The organism is Phycisphaerae bacterium (assembly GCA_035275405.1).
In the GTDB taxonomy this organism is placed as follows: domain Bacteria; phylum Planctomycetota; class Phycisphaerae; order UBA1845; family UTPLA1; genus DATEMU01.
Window position 1 is genome coordinate 506,248 of record DATEMU010000015.1, and the last position, 22,285, is coordinate 528,532.

Below are 22,285 nucleotides of genomic sequence, written 5' to 3' on the forward strand. Positions count from 1 at the left end.
ATGTGTGCGTTAAGCTTACCGGGCGCATCCACCTTCATGCCGTCGGAGGCCCGCCGTGCCGATCGGAAATCGCATATGCACCGGTGTGGGGTTGGCGTGCGCCGCGCTCGTTGGTGCATCACTATTATTGGCGGATGAAGTACCCGACCAGCGAGTGCCCGACTTCACGTACTCCCGACCCCAGGGTCCCCCGAAAATCCTCCCGGCGCTGCCACACGAGCGCCCCAAACCTCCGGAGATTCGCTTCGGCGTCTTCAAACCGTTCAACGCCATTGATCACTTTGTTCTAAAGGAACTCCAAGAACGGAAGATCAAGCCGGCGGGAATTTGTGACGACGGCGACTTTGCCCGGCGATCGAGCCTCGATCTGGTCGGCGTGATCCCCACGGCGACAGACCTGAAGCGGTATCTGGCGTGGCCGCAGAAGGAGCGACGAACGAAGTGGGTGGATTTCCTGCTCGCGCAATCGCAGTACGCCGATCACTGGACCATCTTCTGGGGCGACCTGCTTCGCGAACAGGGCCGCGTCCCCGGGACGCCGCCGGATTCGCTCAAGGGATTTCTTCGCCAATGCCTAACGGAAAACCGGCCGTACGACGAGTGGGTCCGCGAGTTGATTACGGCCAGCGGTCCGTCGGATGAGAACCCGGCAACGGCCTTCATCCTCCGCGATCGCGCGGACCCCGATTTCCTGACCATCTCCATCACTCAAGGCTTCATGGGCATCCAACTCAAGTGCGCCCAGTGCCACGACCATCCTTTCGACTGGTGGACCCACCGGCAATTCAAGGACATGAACGGGTTCTGGTTGGGCACTCGGCCACGGTTTTATCGCATGGAGACGATGGAGACTCGTCGCGGCACGATGGACCGACCGCTCCTCGGCGTCGAGTCGCGCGAGCGCCGGGCTGCCGGCGTCTTCGTGACCGGAGCGACATCGGAGAAAGGTGAGGGTCGTGATGGTCTCGCCGATCTCCTGACTCGGCGAGACAACCCATTCTTTGCGCGAGTCACGGTGAATCGTTTATGGGACAAGCTGATGGGAATCGGCCTGGTGAACCCGGTCGATAACTTCAGCGCGCTGAATCCGGCGTCGCACCCGAAATTGCTCGACTGGCTGGCGCTGGAATTCATCGATAGTGGCTACGACCTCAAGCATATCCTGCGATTGATCGCTACCTCGCGAACATACCAGCAGACGACGCGCCGCGACATCAAGCGGCTGCCCCCGCCGCGAAAAGTCGGCCCGTCCGACGATCAGAACGAAGTCGTGCCCGGCGCTCTCTATGAGTGCATGCTGCTCCGGCGGATGAGTGCCGAGCAGATTCACGACTCCATCCTCGCTGCGACCGGTCGGTACTTCGGCGACCGGCGCTTCTTCCAACCGGCGATCGAAAAGTCCAACCCCCCGCCGCCGCGCGATTTCCTGCGGATCTTCGGATCGACCGACCGCGATACGCTGCTTCCGCGTCCTCAGACGCCGACGATCCAGCAATCGCTGACGATGTTGAACGGCGACTTCCTCAATCAGGCCGTCCGCATCCACCCTGAGCATCCCATCCGGTACTGGGAGCGGCAGGGAATGAGCGCCGCCGATTGTGTAGATGCCCTCTTTCTGCAAATCCTCACCCGCCCGCCGACGGGCGACGAGCGCCGCTGGGCACTTTCGTACATCGGCGAGGGCACGCGCGAGTGGGCGTGGGAAGACCTGCAGTGGGCGCTATTCAATACGCGGGAGTTTCAGTTCATCCGTTAGCAAAACGTCGGCCGGACGCTTAACGTCCTACCTTGGCCGAGTGGGATCAAGTCATGAACGGCTACATGAAAAGAGGTTCTCGTTACGCGACTCTTATCCTCGTGCTGTTTCTTACTACTTGCGCGAAGCCTAGTCCTGAAGATCCTCACTTTGTAACAGACTCAGTGCATCCATTGATTCCGATCAGTATGGGTATGCCGCTGGAAGAGCTGGAGAAACGCACGCAAACAAAGTTTCCAACGGATCGAGTGGTCCTGATTAATCCCAGCGAACTCGCGCGAGGTGGACCGGTGCGATTGAACAATGGAATAGAAGTGACTGTAGCCTTTGATGGCAAGGATCAAGTTTGTTATGTAGCCACGGAAGATAGTAGGGTTTGGCTGGCTCACGGCCTTGGCCCGGGCTCCACATTCCTTGACGCCAAGCGCCACGCCGAACCCGAGTCAATTTTTCATATGTCTGCCTACGGAACAATGGTGAGAATAAGGCCCTATTGTTGGCTCGTATTCCGAAATGACAATGAAAGCATCAAGGACTCGGAAAGCGAGTGCTGGTTGGAATTCAGGGATGACCAGCGCTAGCCAAGGCGCGAAAGCGTTAAGGTATGGCCAGGAAGAGTCTCGCCAATCAACAGTAGCTCAGGGCTCAAGTTGGGCTTTGAATCGGGGATTACGTATGAAATGTGACGGGTGTGAGAGTTATTGGCGGATGACGCGGCGCCAATTGCTGGGCCGCGCGCTCGGAGCGGGCGGCGCGGCCTTTCTGGGCCTTCTCGATCCCGCCATTCTCTTCGCCAAGCCGCGCAAGGGTCAGCGGACCGCCGACTCCGTCATTCTTCTATGGATGGGCGGCGGGATGAGCCACATCGACACCTTCGACCCGCAGCCCGGAAGCGAGTTCGGCGGGCCGTACGAGGCGATCGCCACCGCCTCCGACGAGATTCGTATTTCGCAACACCTGCCCCGCCTGGCCAAAGAATTCAAAGACATCTCGCTGATCCGCAGCCTGACCGGCAGCGAATTTGACCATGATCGCGCGACTTATGTCCTGCACACCGGCTATCCCCCGCTGTCGAGCATGAAGCATTCGACGCTCGGCTCGATCGTCGCGAAGTACAAGGGCCCGCCTCGCGACGAGTGCCTGCCGCCGTACGTCTCGATCGGGATCGACTGGGCCGCCGGCTATCTGGGTCCCGAGTACGCCCCCTACTACGTCGGTGCGGCACAGCAGGCCAATGCGAATCTCGTCGTGCCTCAGGGCATCGGTCAGGCGCGATTCAATGACCGACTTCGGCTCTTGCGCGAATTGGATAAGTCCTTTGAGCGTAAACACCCCGGCAACGCGGCGATGGCTGCGTACGCTCAGAATTACAACGCGGCCCTGCTCATGATGCGCCCGCAGACCGCCAAGGTGTTCGATCTGGATGACGAGCCCCAAGTCGTTCGAGAAGCCTATGGCAAGGACTCCGGCTTCGGACAGGGATGCCTGCTCGCCCGCCGCCTCGTCCAGTCCGGTGTGCGTTTCGTGGAAGTCGCGCTGGGGGGCTGGGACACGCATCAGGACAACTTTGAGCGCGTAAAGCAACTTTCCACCGAACTCGACGTCGCCGTCAGCACCCTGATCCAGGACCTGCGGGCCAAGCAGCTCAATGAGCGGACGATCGTCCTGCTCACCAGCGAGTTCGGCCGCACCCCGCGGATCAACGGCAACAACGGCCGCGATCACTGGCCGCGCGTCTGGAGCGCGGTCATCGGCGGCGGCGGGCTCGCCGGCGGGCGCCTCATCGGCCGCAGCGATCTGGGACAGGAAGTCGCCGACCGGCCGATCCGCGTGGGCGATTTGCACGCGACGCTCTGCGAAGCGCTCGGCATCGATTATTCACAATCCAACTACGCTCCGGACAAGCGGCCGTTTCGCATCGTCAAAGACGAGACGGCGGCGCCGATCAAGGAACTCTTCGCGTCCTAGCGGGTAGTCTCGCAAGAGACTATCATCCCTACGTCGCTACGTGATCCGCACCGTGGAGCATACCCCCTCTTGTCGCACGACCTACCGACGCTTCTTCTCGCCGCCTGCTCGATGGGATTTTTCCACACGCTCATCGGTCCGGATCATTACCTGCCGTTCGTGGCGATGGCGCGGATCGGCCGCTGGTCACTGGGCCGCACGCTCGGCGTCACACTGCTCTGCGGCATAGGTCACGTCGCCGGATCGATCGTAATCGGTTTCATCGGGATCGGCTGCGGCATCGCCCTGTTCAAGTTGGAGAGCATCGAGGCGTTTCGAGCCGAAATCGCGGGCTGGCTGCTGCTGGCGTTTGGCTTGACGTACTTCACCTACGGCCTGTGGCGGGCCATCCGTAATCAACCACACTCACACGTGCACGTCCACGAGGACGGCACGATCCACACGCACAAACACACTCACACCGATGAGCACTTGCACGTCCACGCTGGCAATCCGCAGTCCTCAATCCCCGCCACGGCGGGTGAACTCCATCCGCAATCGAAGGAGCCGCGTTTGACGCCCTGGGTCCTCTTCACGATCTTCCTTTTTGGCCCCTGCGAGCCATTGATCCCCTTCCTGATGTACCCCGCCGCGCAGGCGGACTATCGAAGTGTCGGCTTGGTCGCCGGTCTCTTCGGCGCGACGACACTGGCGACCATGACGGCAATCGTCGCGGCGCTGTATCTCGGTGCCACCGCGATCCCCTTCGCGCGGTTCCATCGCTACGCGCACGCGATGGCGGGCTTCGTCATCGTCTGCTGCGGTGTGGCGGTGAAGGCGGGGATGTAGAGAGAATCACGAATAGCGAATGGCGGAATCGGGAAACCGCCGGGGCCGGGACTATTCCTTTTCCTGGGCCTCGACCTCGTCCAGGTATTTCTGAAACTCGCCCATCTTGTAGGACAGGAAGCAAAACGCGTGGTGCAGCGCCAGCCACTCGATGTCGGACTTGTCGTCCTCGACTTCGTGGCGGAGCTGGTTGAGCTTGGCGAGAATCGGCTCGGCTTTCATGATGCGTCACTCCTTATGTTCGGACGCGATTATAGCCTGACTCGCGTAAAGCCGAGAAGCTCGAATCATTCCAGGCAAGCGTCAACAAAGACGGCGATATCCGCCCCGTCCGGCACGCCGGAACAATCGAGGTCCGCAAGGTCGATGTGCGATTCCGTTATGTCGATTTCTAGAAGTACGTCGATCAGTATCGCGGCGTCGAACTCGTCAACGAGGCCGTTTTCGTCCATATCGCCCGTATGGGGGCATCCGATCACGAGTCGGACGTCGTCGAAATCGACCTCGATCCCCGGATCCTCGGACGTGTCGATCATGTTCAGATTGATCAACCGAACCTCCAGCGGCTGGCCGAGCTGCGGGTGGGATTCGCTGATCGTCACGTAAAACGCACTCTGACGAAACTCGCCCTCGGGAATCGTACCGGCCAGCGAGTTGTCGTCCTGCGCGACGATCACCCCGCCGGCCAGGAGTTGCACCTGATAGCCGGGGAATCCGTCAAGATCAAAGAAGCCGAAGACGTCGCACGGCGGCGGGCCCTGACCGGAGGCGATGTTGCCGACCTGCGCGGAGAGCGCGTAGGTCGTGTTTGCCTCAAGGACGTCGCCGAGCACCTGCGTGAGTCCCATCGGCCCGCCGCCGATGTCGCCGGAGAGAAACACGATCCCGGCATGCTCGCCTTCGGGAGCGCCTCCGGGGAAATAGGGCGTGTCGCAGTTGATGCCGCCGATGACGTCCGCGCAGCAATCGCGGATTCCAATCGGATCGTAGAGCGACCAGCCGGTCGGGTCGAAAACGGCGAAGCAACCGTCGGCGACGGGATTGGCCTCGAAGCCGGGATTGTTGATCGTCAGCGGAACACCCCCGCGCGGCGCGGCGACGGCCACGGTAGCACTTGCGATCAAAACGGTGCTTACTACGAGTGGCGCACTTCGACGAAGTAGTGATTGCTTCTTCGAGCCCACGATTGATCACTCCGGCGACGCGCGACTCCTAAGCCATATTAGGCGATGCGTGATACTCATTTCAATCGCTGAAGGAGATCAACAAGAGGAAATTTGAGAGAGCGGGCGGCGTCTAGTTGCCTAGATCCGCTGCGACTTGGGCCGCGACGTCGCGGCCGTCCACCGTGCCGTCGAGGTTCATGTCGGCGATGCAAACGTCCGCGGCGTTGGTGTCGTTGCCCAGCAGAACCTCGACGAATTCGTCGTCCGAGAGGGCCGGCGTCATTCCCGAACTGGAAAAATACGCCAATCGGAAGCTCGGCCAGTCGCTGCAATCCACGTCGCCGTCCATGTCGCGATCAAAAGCGCGGCAAACCGGCGTCATGCCGGCCCCATAGCAACTTCGAAAGGCCGCGAGGTCCGCCGCATCCACGTCCGCGTCGTTGTCGCTGTCGCCCCAGAGCGCGACCGGGACGGTGTCCACCAGGTATCCGACGAAGGATTTCACGACCTCGGTCGCAAGCGGGTACGAGATGTATCCCGGGGCAATATCGACCGCGTCGTTCGGCGTGTGGTAGTTGGCATTGCAGGTGTAGCAGCGCTCGATGGCGACGACGGAAGGGATGCCCGCCGATTCGAAGGACCAGTGGTCGCTGAAGCTGTAGTTGCCGAGGTTGACGAAGGGGCTGAGATGATTGCCGTAGGTGGTAATCGCGGAGGCGAGGCCGTTGACCACCACTGACGAAGTGGTCCGGCCGTAGAGATCCGTTCCGAATGCCCCGCTGTCGTGGCCGATCATATCGGCGGTAACGGCGAGGACCGTCTCGCCCGGGTGGGCGGCGACGTAGGCGATGCTGCCGCGCCGGCCTTGTTCTTCGCGGTCAAAGAGACAGTAGCGGATCGTGCGCGTCGCGCGGTGCTGCGAAAGAATCCGCGCCGTCTCCATGACCAGGGCCGTGCCGGTCGCGTTGTCATCGGCGCCGGGGTTGTTCACGCTGTCGAAGTGCGCCCCGACGACGATGACCTGGCCCGGCGTATCGGTGCCCGGCTGCGTGGCGACGACGTTGTAATAGGTGACACTCAGGTACACGAACGGCTCCAATGCAACGGTCAGGCCGAACGATTGCAGCGTGCTAACGATGTTGGTCCGGGCGAGGTCGTGTTGCGGACCGTTGCCGCGGTTGTCCCCGAGGTGCGTGTATAGCAGGTCTTCCAAGTAGTGCTGATAGGTCGGCGAATCGACCTGGCTGGAGATGAGCGCTCCGGGCGGGGTGGCCCTGGCGGCAGGCGCAAATGCGGCAACGCAGAACGCCAACACGACGACTGGCCCACAGGTCAACTGTCGCCTGCGGAAGAAGGACGCCCCTGGGTTTGATCGCTGGGAATCGAACACCAATCCAATTTAACAGACTTAGGGCACCGACTCAACTGGGCTGGAGGCCACTAAGAGTCCCTAAAAGAACTTCATAAACAATGACGAAGAGTGCCGATAGCCAGGGTGTTGCAGGATGCGACGACACCGGGTGTCATGGAGGACACGCATATGGCCAAGCCTCTCGTCGACGACGGACTCTGGGCAATTGTCGAGCCCTTACTACCCCAGTGGAAGCCGAACCCCAAGGGCGGGCAGCCGCGCAAGAGCGACCGGCTCTGTCTGGCCGGGATCATCTTCGTGCTCAAGACCGGCATCGGCTGGGAGCACTTCCCGCAGGAGATGGGTTGCTCCGGCATGACGCTGTGGAATCGTCTGGCCGAATGGCAACGGGCCGGCGTTTGGAAGCGAATCCACCGCGTGCTCTTGGCCCAGCTGAATGGCGCCGACCTCCTCGACTGGTCGCGTGCCGCGGTCGACAGTGGCACGATTCGCGCGGTCGGGGGGGCGAAAAAACCGGCCCCAATCCAACGGATCGCCGCAAGCCCGGCAGCAAGCATCATCTCGCCACGGAGGGCGGCGGCCTCCCCTTGGCCTTCACGCTTACCGCGGCGAACCGCCATGATGTCACGCAACTGATTCCCCTGGTCGATGCCATTGAACCCGTGAAGGGCAAGTCGGGTCGTCCGCGCCGACGGCCGGACCTGTTGTATGCCGACCGCGCCTACGACTCGCACGCCCATCGCATGGCCTTGTGGTCGCGCGGCATCGCGCCGCAGATTGCGCATCGAAATACCGAGCACGGCAGTGGATTGGGCAAACGTCGCTGGGTCGTGGAACGAACGATCAGTTGGCTGCGCCAATTCCGACGCCTTCGAATTCGCTATGATCGTCGCGCTGACATCCATACGGCATTTCTCACACTGGGCTGCGCCTTGATCTGTTGGCGACGATTAAAGAATGGGTACTTTTAGGGACTCTAAGGTACTCTGACGATGAAACTCACAAGTGGACTATTACTCCGTTGCAGGCGTGGCGAGCTATTAGCGCGATCGCGGTCGATGACTCAGTTCTGGTTGGCACGTCAGGAGGGCAGATTTGGCAGCAAATAAATCACGGGGAGAGTTGGCGCAGGATGGAAGATGCTCCATCGGTCGCGGATTTGAAGGACCTCTTGGCGGACCCAAGTGGCAAAGGGTTTTGGATTGCTAGTTCGCGAGAAATCTGCCACTGGCCCGAAGTTGGAAAAAGGTATAGGTTTGAAAATGCCGACATCCACGGAGTACGTATGGAGTACTGCGGGGACCGGATGTATGCCTTTTACTCAACAAAGCAATACTCTGGTTCGAATGCCGAATATTGCTATTTCCTCGCCTGGTGCGACGAGGTAGGCTGGATTAGCCCAGTGAATTTGGGATGCTACCGGAACCTGCAAATCGGCGCATCAACGGATGGTGTGCTTAGCACTGGCGCGAATGAGTCTACTGACGAAGTGTGGGTATTACTGCCTGATGATATTAAGGTCGTAAAGGACCGTGAAGTCAGGAGCATCAAGCGCACCGCGGATTTAATACTGGGGGCGGCCGCCATTTGTTGGTGGTCAGAGAAAACTAGAGATTGGAGTTATGTGTATTCCGGATTTGCGAACAGTCCCATGCTTTTAGACCCACAACGTATAGTGGAAATGCCAGATGGCATGTTTTTGCTGTTGGGAACCGGTGTCATGTATTCCGAGAACGATGGCAAGAATTGGTATTGGCTCGACTAGTACCACAACAATACTCTTCCATCCACGGTCATTAGCGAAAGTGGGTCGGCTTGAATGCGTTCACATACAAGCGACGGATCATTTGTTTGAGGTATCAGGTGGGAGAGCCCTTAAGGACGACAAAAGCGATGGGAAGCGCCAGTGACACGCAATGGAGGCTTGCTTACCTGTTGCGCAGGACGATATAACATGTCTGAGGCAAGAAACTTATCGGATGGTCGTTGCCGAACTTCGAACAGTAGAGCTCTTGGGGGGCTTGAATGAGACGGAACGAAAGCACGCCCCCAGGGTACTCTTCACGGCCGGCGACCTAAGGCTCCTGCGTCGGGGCCCCCGTATCTCCGTCATCGGATCCAGTAAAGCATCTCCCGACGGCCTTACCAAAGCCCGTCTTATCGCCAATCTCATCGTGACTCGCGGAGGAGTGGTGATCAGTGGTTTGGCCGAGGGCATCGACACGGCGGCCCATGTCGCGGCGCTGGAGGCCAAAGGCTCCACTGTTGCCGTCATTGGAACGTCGCTGTGCCGAGGAAGATGCTCTCCGGATCGGCCTACCGGGGGCCGACGCAACATAAGCCCGATTCTGGGGCCGCCAAACAGGATCCGACACACCAAATCCTCGGTGGCCGCTGAATTCCCAAGTTAGACGTCACCGACAGAGCGTATATCGCTCTCTCCTCAAAGATAGACTTCGCGCAGCTTATCATCGTCATTTAGCAAGGCGGTCGGTCCGCTAAACGAAATTGCCCCGTTCCGCAAGGCGTACACGCGATGGGCGATCCTCAGCACTTGGCGGACCTTCTGCTCGACGATCAGAATCGACACGCCATGATCTCGGCTTAGGGTCTGGATGCGATGCAGCGCTTCGTTGGCCAATGGAGGGGCCAGCCCAAGCGAAGGCTCATCCAGCAGGATCATTAAAGGCGACAGGACAAGCGACATGGCCAGGGCGAGCACTTGCTTCTCGCCGCCCGAGAGCGTGGCCGCGCGCTGCCTCAGTCGCGGCTCGAGCACCGGATACTCAATCAATGCACGTTCGAGCCCCGCTTGACGAACGCGGTTGTCCGACAGAGTGGCGCCGGCGACCTGAAGGTTTTCGCGGACCGTCAGGTCGCCGAAGACTCGGTTGCCTTGCGGCACGTAGGCAACACCCGCGTGGATCATCTCCCTGGGTTTTGGTTTCCCGATGGCTTGGCCGTTATAATAAACGTGTCCCTTCCAGATTGGGATCATGCCGAAGATGGCTTTGAGCAACGTGGATTTCCCCGCACCGTTGTGGCCGATGATCGCTACGATCTCGCCGCGGGCGACGTTCATGCTCACGCCGCCGAGCACCTGCTTCTTGCTGTAGCCCGACACGAGCGCGTCCACGTCGAGGAGGATTTCGTTACTCTCAGCCAACGTACGCCTCCAGAATCTCCGGACGCTCCAGGACCTCATGCGGCGGTCCGTCCGCGATCACGACGCCGTGGTCCATTACAATGACCCGCTCGGCAATCTGCCTGACGGCCGGAATATCATGCTCGATGAAGAAAACCAGCTTGCCGTCGTCGTGCAAGGTCTGCAACAAGCCGAGAATCTTCTCCGCCATTTGCGAGTGCACACCTGCTACCGGTTCATCGAGGAATAGGATTCGAGCATCAGTGGCAATGCAACAGGCGAGCGTAAGGATTTTCTGTTGACCATACGAGAGAGTGCCTGCCATATCGTGCGCTTTCTCTGCCAACCCCACAAACTCGAGCAGTTCCATCGCACGTTCTTTATTCGCCCGCTCGTTGGCGCCTACCCCGATGCGCGTTAGGGCGCGCCAAAGCCGTTCGCCCTTTTGGCATTGCCGGGCGAGCATCACGTTTTCGAGGACACTAATCAAACTGATCAGACGAAGCTCTTGAAAGGTTCGCGCGAGACCGGCCTGCACGATGCGGTGCGGGGCCAAACGAGTCAACTCCACGTCGTCGAGGAAGATCTTTCCTTCATCGGGGCGCATAAACCCTGTGACGACATTCAGTAGGGTCGTCTTACCTGCGCCATTAGGACCGATGATGGCAACAAAACCACTGAGCGGTAGGGACAGAGCGGCAATGTCTAGCACTGCTGTGCCGTCAAACGATTTCCGGATATTCACGCAACGCAACGATTCCATTCGCTTATGCTTCCTGAAAAGTACAACAACGATCTGCCTACACGAACTCCATCCTTCACAGGAACCGCAACTGGCACATTGGCTCACCGCCTAAAAGCATAGCGTCCGACGAGCCCTTTTGGCCGGACCATCATAATGAACACCAGCAGCGCCCCGTAAATAATCTGACGGAGGTTCGCCGCGGCGGCAGTAGGGAGGCCGAGAAAGCGCAATGCCTCGGGTAGCGTCACGAGTACGATCGCCCCCACCAAGGGCCCCCACATGCTCCCAGCGCCGCCGATGATTACCATCGACAACACCAAGATTGACTCCATCACCGTGAAGCTTGTCGGATCGATATACGTGATGTAGTGGGCATAAAGGCTCCCAGCTAAAGATGCCAAGGCGGCACTAACCGCAACTGCCACAAGCTTGGCCCTTACCGTGTCTCTGCCGAGAGACTGAGTAAAGCTCTCATCCTCACGGATACCACGTAGGATTCTACCCAACTGACTGGTCGTGATCCGGCGAACAATAAAGTGCGCCATTACTGCGAATGCGCCGGAAAGCACTAGAAAGTCGGCGTGCGATGACACAGCCCAACCAAATACAGTAGGTCGCGGAATTCCCGAGATTCCAAGCGGCCCTTGTGTAACCACTTGAAAGTTGTTGAACATAGCAAACAAGATCATTTGAAATGCAAACGTTGCCAACACGAAGTAATCGTCATGCACACGCACCGACGCGAGCGCGATTATCTGCGACAGGATTGCTCCAACAATCATCGAGAGCAAGCACGCGACGCCGAACGGCAGACCAACATAAAGCCCAAGCAAACCCGCAGTGTACGCTCCTAAGCCATAGAATCCGGCTTGAGTGATCGAGAGTAGCCCGGCGTGCCCGACCATCAGATCCAAGGACATCGCGAGTATCGCGTAAATACTTACGACAACGGCAACGTGAAGAAGGAATTCCATGCTAGGTCGCCTTCCGCCTAGCCGGACTCCCGAGAAGCCCTTGAGGCCGTATGAGCACAAAGAGAAATAAGATTATGAAAACGATACCATCCTGCCACTGACCTGGAAACCAGCCAATAGCGAGCTGCCGCACTATACCCAGAAAGAGTCCCGCTAAAACCGCCCCTCCGATGCTTCCAACTCCGCCAACCACCAAGGTAACCACACCTAGTAGGGCTGCATTGAACCCCATTGCTGGCTCCGCACCGTTTTCGCAGGTCGCGAGGACAGCGGACAGCGTGGCTGTTATCGCGCCAAGAGACCCGCTCAGCAATCTGAGCCTTGCGCGATGGATGCCAACGACGGCCGAAAGTTCACTGTCACTTGCGAGTGCTCTAATCTGCTTTCCAGTTTCCGCATATTTAAGAAAGACCCAGGCAAAAACTGCTACGGTTGTAGCTGTCACCATCGTGGCGATCTGCAGCGGCATGACGCGGAGCGGCAAAAACGTAAGTCCTTCCCCCACCTCTGGGCCTTGAACGTTCCGGGCCTGATCGCCAAAAATGAGTGAAATTCCATTCTGCACTATTATCAAGAGGGCAATTGAGCAGAGAAGCAGAATCTGAGATGATGCTGATAATCGCCGGAGCGGCTCAAAAACGATTCTCTCTTGTGCTATGGCCATTGCAATCGCGCTTACGGCTGCAAGGAGCGAACTTGGGACGATGCCAAGTTGCATTTCTTGGTGCGCTGTGCAAAATGTGTACGCCGCTAAAACGAGCACAGATCCGTAGCTGATATTAAAGAAGCCGCTCCCGAGGTAAGACAGGTTGAGCCCGATCCCGAGCAAAACGCAGCTAGAACCAACGACCAATCCGTTGAATAGGAGTTGGATGAACATCTACCTTCGCCCACGAGGCCAAATCTTCACTCCCCCGTCCACAGACAGCGATAGGATGAGATGCTTTTTTCGCCCTAATACCTTTGAAAGGTTTTCGGCAGTGAGGTGACGCGCGCCTCGGCCGAGGAGGTGCTTTACCTTTCCTAGATTGCCTTCGAAATCAATTTTTCTTGCAGCACCTCTAGTTCTTGGATCCACGGGAAAGACGAGGTATCGCAATTGCATGTCCCCATTAGGGGAGATTACGGACGCACCATCCCTGCGGAAAAGTGCGCGGATGAGCATCAGATCTGTATACTCAAGCGAATCAAGCTTGGCCCATTCCATTTGCAGCGTGCGAGACTCCATCGGGCTAATGCACGCGTTAATGTCTGCGTGCCTGGCGACAACTATGAGAGCGCCCTCTCCCGGCGTTTCCTCGATTTGGCTCAGTGCCTCAAAGAGTTCGTCGATCCACACCGGCTTCCCAGTGAAGGCCTTCTTCAATTGATCCTTCCTAAGCGTGTTCGGAAGTCCGAGGACGCCTGATTCGTGGCGCCACTTCCCTAGAAGGGCACCTTCCCCGTAGATCCGAACAATGCCATCGCCGCTGGAAGAAAGAACAAACAGACCCTTGAATCGCTTTGTCGTGCGACGCATCCAAGCTTCGTCAGGAACATCCCGGAGAAGCCCTAGATAATTGATCCCTCTTCCATCGGGATGTACGTTGGCGTCCACAAAGCCAGCGACAGGAGGATTCTGAAAAACCGAATAGTTGCTTTTGAGGATTCTGCTAAGTGGCATATCACGAATATCCTCTCTGCTAACTGTCTCGTTGAACAATCTCCAACAACGTCCTGGTCCGAACAGAAGCAGAAAGCGGCACGGCGTTCCTTCGTGGATGTAATTGCTCACTTCGCCCATCTGGGAAATCAGCATGCTCAAACCCACTACCGGCGCACCAGAAAACTTGCTACTGATCTTAGGATCTTTGACCAGTTTCTTCATAATGACTCTGACGATATGTAATTGTTTTACGCGCTCATCCGGGTCGTACCCGCGCAAAAGGGGCTTCGTGAGTTGCTTTCTTGGTTTATCTTTCAAAAGCTCGTCTCTCAGACTAACTGACTGGCTATCCCGACACTTCTTCAAGGCCTCCTGCTGGACTACGGCTTTCTGAAGAAATTTTTTTGCTATAACTTCTGCCTTTCCGAGGTCTTGGTCCAAAATGGGATGTGTCCCCACAGCGACCAAACAAATGCACTTCGGCGCATTCTCATCGACAGCAACAGTTAGGCACGCTGCATAGTGGTGCCAAGGAGCGAAAAGCAGGCCGGCTTGAATAACCCCGAGGAAATCCAGGTATTCGTGGTGCCAGTGTGCGATGTCTGCCTTTTTGCTCGGAACTATGCGATCAGCCGTTGGATCACGGAGCAGCGCCGTGGCCTTGTGAAGCGCGCCGAGCGCATTAACATTCCCGGCTATCTCGGCGAGCGCATTTTTTCGCGAGTGTTCCAAGGCATCTGTGTCTGTGGCAATTTGACGCAATTTGCGGCGTAATGACCGAGCAAGTGCGGGATAATGGATTGGCTTCGTATTCATGTTTGCAAACTTAGCAACCGAACATTGAAATAGGCCAGGCAAATTAACACTCTTACCGTGCTTGCTATGGGTAATCAGCTTGCGGCGGACATCTGGCGAATAGCTTAAGTCATAGCAAGTCAAGCTTTGGGTCGAAACCGAAAAAGAGAGCGGCTGTTTCGCGTCGGAATCGTGGCGGAGATGGAAAAGGCAAGTACCGCCGGGCATGAAATGTTTGTTGCGCGACGCCGAGTGAACTATTCTCTCACTAAGAGTATTGTGGCGCCCAATTATCTCGAAACCGATTTTCGCAAGGAGATCGAGTTGAACCTGAAGAATGCCATTTCCGACAAGCGATTTGTCAAGCACATACCCCGAGACTTTCTCGTCCTCGACGAGAGGAGACCACATCCGCGTCAGAAGAAGCTGGCAATTCGGGATAATGTCCCACTTCAAAGGACGCTTGGCGCCTACTGATTTAGGAATTACGGGATTTGCGATAAGCGATGCGAATAACCTGAAGAATCCCTCGCTGCGCAGTTTTTCTTGAAATCTACTAAGGTCTTGCCTATCCGACGCTAGGGACTTGACCAGGCGTTGGATCCGCGCGTCAACGGTGTTCACTATGGTCACCTCCTCGTGGGCAAGTCCCGGCGGATATGGCGCCCAACAGCACACTTGCCCAATCACTTTGCAACTCTTCCTGAGTCAGAAGAGCTTGGATCATGTGGCAAGGTTGCATGCCAAGTTCCGCTATTCCGCGACGAATACGACCAACGACATTCCGAGCTATTTGCCCTCGGCGAGACTGGTCAAGTGGCTGGCCTGCCCTGAGAATTGCTGTGACGGCTCGATACGCATCCGCTACGACTCGAAAGGGATAGGGCTGTACGGCGTAGAACGCCGGGCAAGCCGCTTGATCAACGACTCTTTCAAGTACCACGCGAACCTCCTCCACATCGAAGATCGAATCGAGCGAACATATAGCAACCTCTAGGCGTTCGAGACCGTAGGCAGTTGCGCAAAGACCCGTGCAACTTGGTAGGACCTCTAAGAACTTGCGTCCTTTTGAGTCTGCCATCCGGTACTGGAGGAATTCGAGTGTCGCGATTTCGAACGGTGGCGCACCCGTCGCGGGACGATAGAAGACCTCGCTTCTAATCCCGGCTGGTTCGCCCGCAGTATCAGGGACGAGGACACATGCATTGCCTGGTGCGGGGATTATGTTGTCCGGCGGAATACCGAGCCGACACCAAGCATCGCGCGACCAGTCATCGGCCTCAATTGGTGTATCAATCATGCCTCCTCCGGGGTAGATCGTGACGAGGACGTTGCGCGGTTCTAGGTGGAGCGCATCAACGAGGTTCGTAAATGTTCGTTCGATCTCCGCTACGCAGTTTTCTCGGCAAAAATCAGTGATCCAAAGAGAAACTGACATTTCAAAAAGCGAAAGATGTGGACCAAAGCCAACACGATTGAGATCTACCGCCCGAAAGCAAATGTCCTGTATAAGATTCCGGAGCCTTGGTATCGGATCACAACGCACCGCCTGAATGGCTTCAGGGTGCCCGACGCTCGGTGTGAATGTGTTAGGGAACACGTCGCTGAGTAGGCCCGTCCCCTGTTGCGCTGTAAACGCGTTGTGGTCACAATAGAAATCTCGGATTGTTTGGCGGAGTCTAGGCAGCGACATTCGTCATTTCCTCAACCGTCTGCCTTACGGGAGCCGACTAACCCGCAGCCGAGGGACGATGTCGCCCTGAGGAGTAACAGTAGCAACCTCACCGGCGAGAGTAAGCGAACCTTGCGACTGCAGCCACACGGCGAACTTCCCGATGTCGCCATTGGTCTCTTTGAATGCCCGGGCTATAAGGACTAACGTGTTATGCTCAAAGAGAGAGATTGGTGGTATATCCTCTCCGAAACGTGCCCGGTACCTTTCGTTCAGCTGAACATAAGCTGAATTCTGACGGTCAATGTCATAGTCGATGTAGAATACACCAGAAGCCGCCTCGCCAGCTGCTGCGCGCACATCAGGATATGGAAGTGCATTGTTCACAAGGACCGAGCCACCGTGGCCATTCTCCCGGAGTCGCCGTAAGAGCGTTCCAAGCTGCTGCCCATATCCGACAAGGATGACGCAATCCGGAGAATCGGCCAATGACTTTACTGCGAACGTGCGAAGATCTTGCGTGGACCGGTCGAAGGAAACCGAGGGAAGTCCTTGACTCGCGCCAGAGAGGTGCGTTTCCCAGCGATTCCTGAATGCAATACCGTAGTCGTCGTTAAGATAAACGAGTCGTGGCTTCTTAGGCTTGATTTCGTCCACCATGTAAGAGTAAAGGAGGTCAGCTTCCGCCTGAACAGTCAGATTGTGCCGGAAGGCCAGATCATAACTCCCCGTAATGCCAGGGTGTGCTGCTGCAGCGAACACGGCGATTCTTCGCTCTTTCGCCAGCGGAAGAAGCGCGAGGGTTACGGGACTAAGAGTCGTAGTCAAAATTTGGATGTCATTCGCGGCAGACAACTTCGTAAAAGCGGAAACGGAGTTGCGTGGATCACTCATGCCATCTTCGTAGATTAAGTCAATGCGAACACCGGGAACGAGTTGTTCCTCATTTAGTTCATTGACGGCCAATTCGTAGCCATTTTGAATCCATTTACCGAGGCTAGCTGCAGCACCAGTTAGAGGAAGTACGGTTCCAACTCTGACTTGATTGCGGGCATCTTTTGCCGTCGATCGAAGGGTTGCCCAAGCGAAAAGTCCCAGTCCCGTAGCGATTGCGGCTCCAACACCGACCCAGGCCTTCCACTTCATGTGAGTCTCCTCCGAACAGCCAGGCGCGCGGCATGAACTGCAGAGGTCAACGTGATAAGCGGTCGATTGTTCATTTTCTTTCAATCCCGCGGTCCGCGATCATCCTCTTCTTAAGCCAGTCCCACCGAAGCACCACTCGTGCCGGCAGATCGATCGTATCAGTGACGGCAACCTCGAAGCCCGGCTTGGGATGGTAGATGCCTGTATCCAAACGTCTTGGCCGCTCGTCCGTCGCGAGGCTCATACGTCCCATCGAAGAGTCATCGCCGCCTCAGGTCAAGTTACGGTCCGATTGCCCACCTTTTGCATGTAAGCCTGACCCGATCGGCCTCGTCGCGACGGTGGTCACCATAAGTGTAAAGCCGACTGCTGGTTACGCAACCGGCCGACAGCGACATTTGGGACACCGTGGCTGGCGTACAGCCGAACGGTCATATCGACCGATCAGGTGGGGGATTCGTTGAGCGAATGGGGGGATCTGCGCATATTTCAATAAGTAACAACTTGTTCACCTTCGGTGAATCTCGCCAGCCAAGTTCACAAGACCGGTTCGGAAGAGCCTTGGATGAGGTCTCGAGCATGGGAAGCCCAAACGCTGATGTCTACCGAAACCTCCGGGTATAGACCCCGGAGGTCATGGCCCTGGGTGGGAACGCTTCCAGGAATGCCCCCTTCCTTAGTCCCATACCGAGCCAGTTTCTCTGGTCGTCGCGCTCCCCGGTATCGGCTTCCTCCGCCTCAGATTGGGGCCTGCACCCCGAAGCGAATCGCTGAGGCTGCCGAAACGAGGCGGTCGTCGTCTCGCTGGGCGTAATACGTGGACATGACGAGCCTGAGGTCGGCGTGACCCAGGGCCTTGATCATCAGCATCGGTTCCATGCCCTGCTCAGCCACCGTTGAGGCCCAGAACTTCCGAAGGGAGTGCAAGACGAATCGCTTCGAAAAACCCAGCGAGTCACAGATCTTCCGGAAGCATAGCGTTGGATGCGACGTACTAAGCTGCGTGCCTCGCCTCGTTTCAAACACCCAAATGCGTCGGTGACTTGTTTTTTGAAGTCGTCGAAGTATGGCCTCCAACTCCGGAACGATCGGTACACGCCGGATGGACTGCCGTGTCTTCGGCTGCCAGAAGACGCCGTTCTTCAAGCCCGGACGGACTAACAAGACCTTGCGCTCCCAATCAATATCTTCCCAAGTTAGAAATCTCGCTTCACCGATTCGCAGCCCCGTCATCGCCAGCGCCGAATAAAGAGGCGCATAGTCATTTTGGTTGATGCCCCGATAAACCGGGCGTCCACTTTCACTTCCGTTGAAAACTCGGACCCCCGTGGGATCTAGGGTGGGCGTGGCATGTTGAATAATCTGACGAACCTTCTCGGCGCAGGGACAGGCCCAACCCTTCAAGGCGGAGTCGTCCGATTCGCGTCGGTTGTTGTAGAGCCTTGCGACCTTCTTAGCTGGGTTGTTAGAGAGAAGTTCTTTCTTGACCGCGAATTCGAGGACCTGGGTGACGACCTCGAGGTAGCTATTGGCCACAGCCGTGCTGAGCCTCGGCGTCTGATCGACGAGGAAGCGATCGAGGAGGCATGCGTCGATCTCCGCAAGATAAGTGGCGGAATAACCCGGTCCCAGGAATCGCTCGAAAGACTTGAGAGCTGTTTCGATCCTCCGGAGGCTCGAGGCGCGGAGGCGCTTACAGCGCATGCCGTTGCGTCGAGCGTCGAAATAGGCCCTGGCCACGACCTCGAACTGGATCGGCTGGATCGGCGATTTGTCCTCTGCCACCTGGCGCACGGCCGCCTGTTTGATGACCCAGCGCCGGGCGTCAACGACGAAGCGTTGGCCGGTAGGTTGCGAGGCCCATCGGCGTCGATGTTTGTTCCAGGATCGCCACGTCCAACAGCCATGTACGGAGTACCTTTCAAGCCGACCAAAGCCACGTTGCAGGACAACGACGTTCATAGGGCTTGGCATGGGTGTTCTCCAAAGTTAATAGGGACTTTGATCGGCAAAGAGCGCAGACTGAGCGAATGACTTTCGCCGCACTCTCGGCGACACGACCGTGTTGGTCTGGAGAACGGTAGGGGCTCGATCCAAGATGGCCGCCCCTGCGGCAGCCAGCTCTCTTTGCGAGTCCAGTGTCGTTTCTTGGCGCATCTGCGGCTAATCGCGAAAGTACCTCGCGCACCGCAGGAATCAGTGTTGGTAAACTACTGCCATGCTCACTCGAACCAGCACCACGCTCCTTGCCGGTCTCGCCGAAACGGAGAATCATGACGCCTGGCGGCGATTCTACGCCCGCTACACTCCGATGCTGCTCTCTTACGCGAGGCGTGTCGGCCTGTCCGATGCTGATGCCCAGGACGCGGTTTCCGATTCGCTCACGATCTTTGTGCAGAAATACCGCGCCGGCGAGTATGACCGAGAACGCGCCCGCCTCAAATCCTGGCTCGGCGGGATCATGGTCAACCGCGTGCGAAAGGTGCTTGCCAAGCGCCGGGAAGCCTCTTTAGACGCCTCAGTCCATGGTACGGACTCGCGCTTGGAGCCTGCCGCCGTCGATCCCCGGATGCAAGAATTCGAGCGGGAGTGGCAACTGGAGTGCCTTCACGAGGCGTTGAATCTGCTGCGGCAGGAATCCGATCCGGACGCCTATCAGGCCTTCGATCTTTATGCCTTGAAGGGGTGGCCTGCGGCCAAGGTTGCCGCGTTCCTCGGTGTCAGCGCGAATGTTGTCTATATCAGCAAGACCCGCCAATTACAGCGACTTCGCCAAATCGTTGGCGAACTCTGCAAAGATGAGGAGTGATAGCATGCGATGCATGAATGAGGAGCAGATTGAGCGCATGGCCTCTTCCGCAGAGGCCCCTAACCCCAAACTGAAGTTCCACCTTGAAGGTTGTTCTCGGTGCCGGGAGAGAATAGCGCAGGCCCGGCGCGATGCGATGCTCGTAGCGGATATCCTCGAACTTTCAAGAACTCGTGATGCCGTAAGACCGCTCGCAGATACCTTGGAGCCCCGCCTTCCCGATTGATCGTGAATCGTCGGTCGGATACCATGTTCGGTTGGGGAAGGGAGCCAGGGGCCATGGGCGCCATCGACGCTTCGTCCTCGATCGCCGCAACGACGATAGGGCTGCCGCGTCCCCGTCAGCCTGAAGTGGCTTGTCCAAACGTCCCGGACTATCGATTCATCAAGGTCATCGGTCGGGGGGCCTTCGGCATCGTCTGGTTGGCAGAAGAACCCCTCGCCGGCATCTTTCGAGCGATCAAGATCCTTGACGGCGGGGGGCGATCTCGGAGGGATTATGCGAGGCTGACCAACTGTGAGCTCGAGGGCTTGCACGCGTATCAAACCAAGGCGCAGGGGCATCTCCATCTGGTTCAAATCTTCAAGACCGGCTATTGTCGACCGGCGTTCCGGCCGGCAGCCGATCGGAGTTCCCATGCGTCGGCTTCTGACATCGCGCCGGCACTTCCGGCGGACACCTCTGAGTCACATGTCTATTACGTGATGGAAATCGCTGACCACGTCCGCGGTGCGCAGCCACATCGGCCGCAGGACTACGAACCGCACACCTTGTCGGCCGCGATTCGAAAAGAGCGGCTCCCGGTAGAAAAGGCCGTCGGCTTCGCTCAACAGCTCCTTGAGGCGATCGAGCACTTGCACGAGTCCGGCATTCACCATCGCGACATCAAGCCGGGCAACATCCTCTTCGTTGAAGGCGTTCTCAAGTTAGCCGACGTCGGTCTAGTGGGCGAGGCGAGCGACGAGTCGATCGGCACCAGCGGATACCTACCGCCCGAGGGCAAGCCCGACGACCTCTACGCCTTTGGAAAAGTACTTTACGAGATGGTGACCGGCTTGACGGCGTCCGCATTTCCCGAATGGCCTGGGGATTTGGACGATTCGCCGGCTCCTTCGAAGACGAACGTTGACGAGAGTTACTCTGCATCTGCGAATCAACGACTTGGCAGCCTCCGAACCCTCATCAATCGCCTCTGTCATCCCTCGCCTAGCAAGCGCCTTGCGGACCTCGCCGAGACTCGCCGTCTCGTCGCTGCAAGCTTGGAATTACGTGGTCCGAAGACCGTTCGACGGTCGATCGCTGTGCCGGCCATATGTGTCGCCTTCCTCGTGGGCGCTGCGCTTGGCCTCGCGGGCATGAAGTGGCGGTTCGACCGCCAAGACCCTACGAAGCTGCGCTTAGCGCAAGCCCCGTACGACGGTTCGGAATGGAGGTACACGGTTACCACTGGGAAGGGCGCCATCGGGCTAATTCGTAATCACGCGCAGGGGGGCGAATACATCATATATGGGCGGGTTCACTTTAGTGATCTTCAGACACGATTAGATTCGGACGGCAAAAACCTCATCGTGGCGGGGACCTATCAGGTCTACAGCATAGAGAACCCTGTTACCGGTGACGTTCAAGATCCAAGGGGGGAGATTCTCCAGTTATTCCTGTGGGGTGGAGATCAATTTGTACTTTTGCATCACGCCCAGTCGCAACTATGGCCCGGGATAAAGCAGCGGTTTGTCCGCACGCTTCCCGTCGATCCTGTGCTAGAACTAACTTCGCTTCAGCGTGAAGTCCGGCTCCTGGCGGTTCCCGCTGTGACCCCCGAAGAGGCTATCGCATTCTGTCGCGCCCATCCCGAGGTCATGAAAGACAATTCGATTCGCATCGCATGTCTGGCTTGGGGACCCCTACCGACATCTCAGGAATCTCCCCAGTAGCCGTGCTTCAATCAGCTTTCGCCGGGACCAATCCGCCCTTTTTGTCCTTGCGCCCAAAAATCACCTGAAAGAAAGCCTGCGCTCCCCGGAATCAGATACGGGTGAGTTTTTTAGGCCGCCGCTTGGCAGTCGATGCTTCGATGGACCTATCAACAGGAGCGATGCAATGAGAAGTAGGATCCCCCGTTCTATCACCGCAAGTAGTGTCATTTTGGCCTTCTCGGTCGCGCCGGCATGGTCTGCCCCGATTCCATGTGGGGCAGAGCCCTACCTCCAGCGCACCATCGGGCCTGTGGATCACACGCCGGCGGGCGTAGCCTGGCATCAAGGAC

General features: G+C 57.7%; 21 protein-coding genes. 10 read left to right on the forward strand and 11 right to left on the reverse strand.

Annotation, left to right across the window (positions count from 1 at the left end):
* The first annotated feature begins 55 nt into the window (after positions 1–55).
* The 4 genes from VJZ71_19915 to VJZ71_19930 all read left to right on the forward strand — a co-directional run bounded on the left by VJZ71_19915 (position 56) and on the right by VJZ71_19930 (position 4,552).
* On the forward strand, positions 56–1,756 hold the full coding sequence (locus VJZ71_19915; GenBank protein ID HKQ50350.1) for a DUF1553 domain-containing protein: 1,701 nt from the start codon (positions 56–58) through the stop codon (positions 1,754–1,756).
* 53 nt (positions 1,757–1,809) lie between these two features.
* Positions 1,810–2,337 carry a hypothetical protein gene (locus VJZ71_19920; GenBank protein ID HKQ50351.1) on the forward strand — a complete coding sequence of 176 codons (528 nt, stop codon included), beginning with the start codon at positions 1,810–1,812 and terminating at the stop codon, positions 2,335–2,337.
* 94 nt (positions 2,338–2,431) lie between these two features.
* Positions 2,432–3,724, forward strand: coding sequence for a DUF1501 domain-containing protein (locus VJZ71_19925; protein HKQ50352.1), 1,293 nt, complete (start codon positions 2,432–2,434; stop codon positions 3,722–3,724).
* A gap of 69 nt (positions 3,725–3,793) precedes the next feature.
* Positions 3,794–4,552, forward strand: coding sequence for a hypothetical protein (locus VJZ71_19930; GenBank protein HKQ50353.1), 759 nt, complete (start codon positions 3,794–3,796; stop codon positions 4,550–4,552).
* A 51-nt stretch (positions 4,553–4,603) separates the two neighbouring features.
* On the opposite strand, the gene VJZ71_19935 is transcribed toward VJZ71_19930, so the two are convergent.
* The 3 genes from VJZ71_19935 to VJZ71_19945 form a co-directional block, all read right to left on the reverse strand.
* Positions 4,604–4,774, reverse strand: a complete 171-nt coding sequence (locus tag VJZ71_19935; GenBank protein ID HKQ50354.1) for a hypothetical protein — start codon at positions 4,772–4,774, stop codon at positions 4,604–4,606.
* 65 nt (positions 4,775–4,839) lie between these two features.
* The gene (locus VJZ71_19940; GenBank protein ID HKQ50355.1) at positions 4,840–5,676 is read right to left on the reverse strand and encodes a hypothetical protein; all 837 of its coding nucleotides are present in this window, start codon (positions 5,674–5,676) and stop codon (positions 4,840–4,842) included.
* 172 nt (positions 5,677–5,848) lie between these two features.
* Positions 5,849–7,054, reverse strand: a complete 1,206-nt coding sequence (locus tag VJZ71_19945; protein HKQ50356.1) for a M28 family peptidase — start codon at positions 7,052–7,054, stop codon at positions 5,849–5,851.
* 204 nt (positions 7,055–7,258) lie between these two features.
* On the opposite strand from VJZ71_19945, the gene VJZ71_19950 reads away from it, so the two are divergent.
* The 3 genes from VJZ71_19950 to VJZ71_19960 all read left to right on the forward strand — a co-directional run bounded on the left by VJZ71_19950 (position 7,259) and on the right by VJZ71_19960 (position 9,501).
* A protein-coding gene (locus tag VJZ71_19950; GenBank protein HKQ50357.1) for an IS5 family transposase occupies positions 7,259–8,061 on the forward strand; the annotation gives its coding sequence in 2 pieces (ribosomal slippage) (positions 7,259–7,592 and positions 7,592–8,061; 804 coding nt in all).
* Between the two features lie 161 nt (positions 8,062–8,222).
* Positions 8,223–8,855 carry a hypothetical protein gene (locus VJZ71_19955; protein ID HKQ50358.1) on the forward strand — a complete coding sequence of 211 codons (633 nt, stop codon included), beginning with the start codon at positions 8,223–8,225 and terminating at the stop codon, positions 8,853–8,855.
* A 214-nt stretch (positions 8,856–9,069) separates the two neighbouring features.
* Positions 9,070–9,501, forward strand: a complete 432-nt coding sequence (locus VJZ71_19960; protein HKQ50359.1) for a DNA-processing protein DprA — start codon at positions 9,070–9,072, stop codon at positions 9,499–9,501.
* A 32-nt stretch (positions 9,502–9,533) separates the two neighbouring features.
* On the opposite strand, the gene VJZ71_19965 is transcribed toward VJZ71_19960, so the two are convergent.
* From VJZ71_19965 to VJZ71_19985, 5 genes are all read right to left on the reverse strand, one after another.
* Positions 9,534–10,256, reverse strand: coding sequence for an ABC transporter ATP-binding protein (locus VJZ71_19965; protein HKQ50360.1), 723 nt, complete (start codon positions 10,254–10,256; stop codon positions 9,534–9,536).
* Positions 10,249–10,998, reverse strand: coding sequence for an ABC transporter ATP-binding protein (locus VJZ71_19970; GenBank protein ID HKQ50361.1), 750 nt, complete (start codon positions 10,996–10,998; stop codon positions 10,249–10,251). The genes VJZ71_19965 and VJZ71_19970 overlap by 8 nt, the downstream gene beginning before the upstream one ends.
* Before the next feature lie 83 nt (positions 10,999–11,081).
* Positions 11,082–11,954 carry a branched-chain amino acid ABC transporter permease gene (locus VJZ71_19975; GenBank protein ID HKQ50362.1) on the reverse strand — a complete coding sequence of 291 codons (873 nt, stop codon included), beginning with the start codon at positions 11,952–11,954 and terminating at the stop codon, positions 11,082–11,084.
* Between the two features lies 1 nt (position 11,955).
* Positions 11,956–12,834 (reverse strand): branched-chain amino acid ABC transporter permease, encoded by an 879-nt coding sequence (locus VJZ71_19980; protein HKQ50363.1) that lies wholly within the window; start codon positions 12,832–12,834, stop codon positions 11,956–11,958.
* Positions 12,835–15,018 carry a hypothetical protein gene (locus VJZ71_19985; GenBank protein HKQ50364.1) on the reverse strand — a complete coding sequence of 728 codons (2,184 nt, stop codon included), beginning with the start codon at positions 15,016–15,018 and terminating at the stop codon, positions 12,835–12,837.
* 103 nt (positions 15,019–15,121) lie between these two features.
* Between VJZ71_19985 and VJZ71_19990 the strand changes: the two genes are divergently transcribed.
* Positions 15,122–15,391, forward strand: coding sequence for a hypothetical protein (locus tag VJZ71_19990; protein ID HKQ50365.1), 270 nt, complete (start codon positions 15,122–15,124; stop codon positions 15,389–15,391).
* A gap of 720 nt (positions 15,392–16,111) precedes the next feature.
* On the opposite strand, the gene VJZ71_19995 is transcribed toward VJZ71_19990, so the two are convergent.
* The 3 genes from VJZ71_19995 to VJZ71_20005 form a co-directional block, all read right to left on the reverse strand.
* Positions 16,112–17,212, reverse strand: a complete 1,101-nt coding sequence (locus VJZ71_19995) for an ABC transporter substrate-binding protein (protein HKQ50366.1) — start codon at positions 17,210–17,212, stop codon at positions 16,112–16,114.
* 70 nt (positions 17,213–17,282) lie between these two features.
* Positions 17,283–17,456 (reverse strand): hypothetical protein, encoded by a 174-nt coding sequence (locus tag VJZ71_20000; protein HKQ50367.1) that lies wholly within the window; start codon positions 17,454–17,456, stop codon positions 17,283–17,285.
* 494 nt (positions 17,457–17,950) lie between these two features.
* Entirely contained in the window at positions 17,951–19,186 is a 1,236-nt protein-coding gene (locus VJZ71_20005; protein HKQ50368.1) for a tyrosine-type recombinase/integrase, read from the reverse strand.
* A gap of 244 nt (positions 19,187–19,430) precedes the next feature.
* On the opposite strand from VJZ71_20005, the gene VJZ71_20010 reads away from it, so the two are divergent.
* Both VJZ71_20010 and VJZ71_20015 read left to right on the forward strand, forming a co-directional pair.
* Positions 19,431–20,021, forward strand: coding sequence for a sigma-70 family RNA polymerase sigma factor (locus VJZ71_20010; GenBank protein HKQ50369.1), 591 nt, complete (start codon positions 19,431–19,433; stop codon positions 20,019–20,021).
* Positions 20,022–20,300: 279 nt separating this feature from the next.
* Positions 20,301–21,953 (forward strand): protein kinase, encoded by a 1,653-nt coding sequence (locus tag VJZ71_20015; GenBank protein HKQ50370.1) that lies wholly within the window; start codon positions 20,301–20,303, stop codon positions 21,951–21,953.
* Positions 21,954–22,285: the final 332 nt, after the last annotated feature.

Excerpts from the sequence above, each read along its gene's own strand:
- VJZ71_20005 (HKQ50368.1), bottom strand. The coding sequence starts at position 19,186 with ATGCCAAGCCCTATGAACGTCGTTGTCCTGCAACGTGGCTTTGGTCGG.
- VJZ71_19975 (HKQ50362.1), bottom strand. The coding sequence starts at position 11,954 with ATGGAATTCCTTCTTCACGTTGCCGTTGTCGTAAGTATTTACGCGATA.
- VJZ71_19935 (HKQ50354.1), bottom strand. The coding sequence starts at position 4,774 with ATGAAAGCCGAGCCGATTCTCGCCAAGCTCAACCAGCTCCGCCACGAA.
- VJZ71_19960 (HKQ50359.1), top strand. The coding sequence starts at position 9,070 with ATGGTCGTTGCCGAACTTCGAACAGTAGAGCTCTTGGGGGGCTTGAAT.
- VJZ71_19980 (HKQ50363.1), bottom strand. The coding sequence starts at position 12,834 with ATGTTCATCCAACTCCTATTCAACGGATTGGTCGTTGGTTCTAGCTGC.
- VJZ71_19995 (HKQ50366.1), bottom strand. The coding sequence starts at position 17,212 with ATGAAGTGGAAGGCCTGGGTCGGTGTTGGAGCCGCAATCGCTACGGGA.
- VJZ71_20010 (HKQ50369.1), top strand. The coding sequence starts at position 19,431 with ATGCTCACTCGAACCAGCACCACGCTCCTTGCCGGTCTCGCCGAAACG.
- VJZ71_19970 (HKQ50361.1), bottom strand. The coding sequence starts at position 10,998 with ATGGAATCGTTGCGTTGCGTGAATATCCGGAAATCGTTTGACGGCACA.
- VJZ71_19920 (HKQ50351.1), top strand. The coding sequence starts at position 1,810 with ATGAACGGCTACATGAAAAGAGGTTCTCGTTACGCGACTCTTATCCTC.
- VJZ71_20000 (HKQ50367.1), bottom strand. The coding sequence starts at position 17,456 with ATGAGCCTCGCGACGGACGAGCGGCCAAGACGTTTGGATACAGGCATC.
- VJZ71_19955 (HKQ50358.1), top strand. The coding sequence starts at position 8,223 with ATGGAAGATGCTCCATCGGTCGCGGATTTGAAGGACCTCTTGGCGGAC.
- VJZ71_19925 (HKQ50352.1), top strand. The coding sequence starts at position 2,432 with ATGAAATGTGACGGGTGTGAGAGTTATTGGCGGATGACGCGGCGCCAA.
- VJZ71_20015 (HKQ50370.1), top strand. The coding sequence starts at position 20,301 with ATGGGCGCCATCGACGCTTCGTCCTCGATCGCCGCAACGACGATAGGG.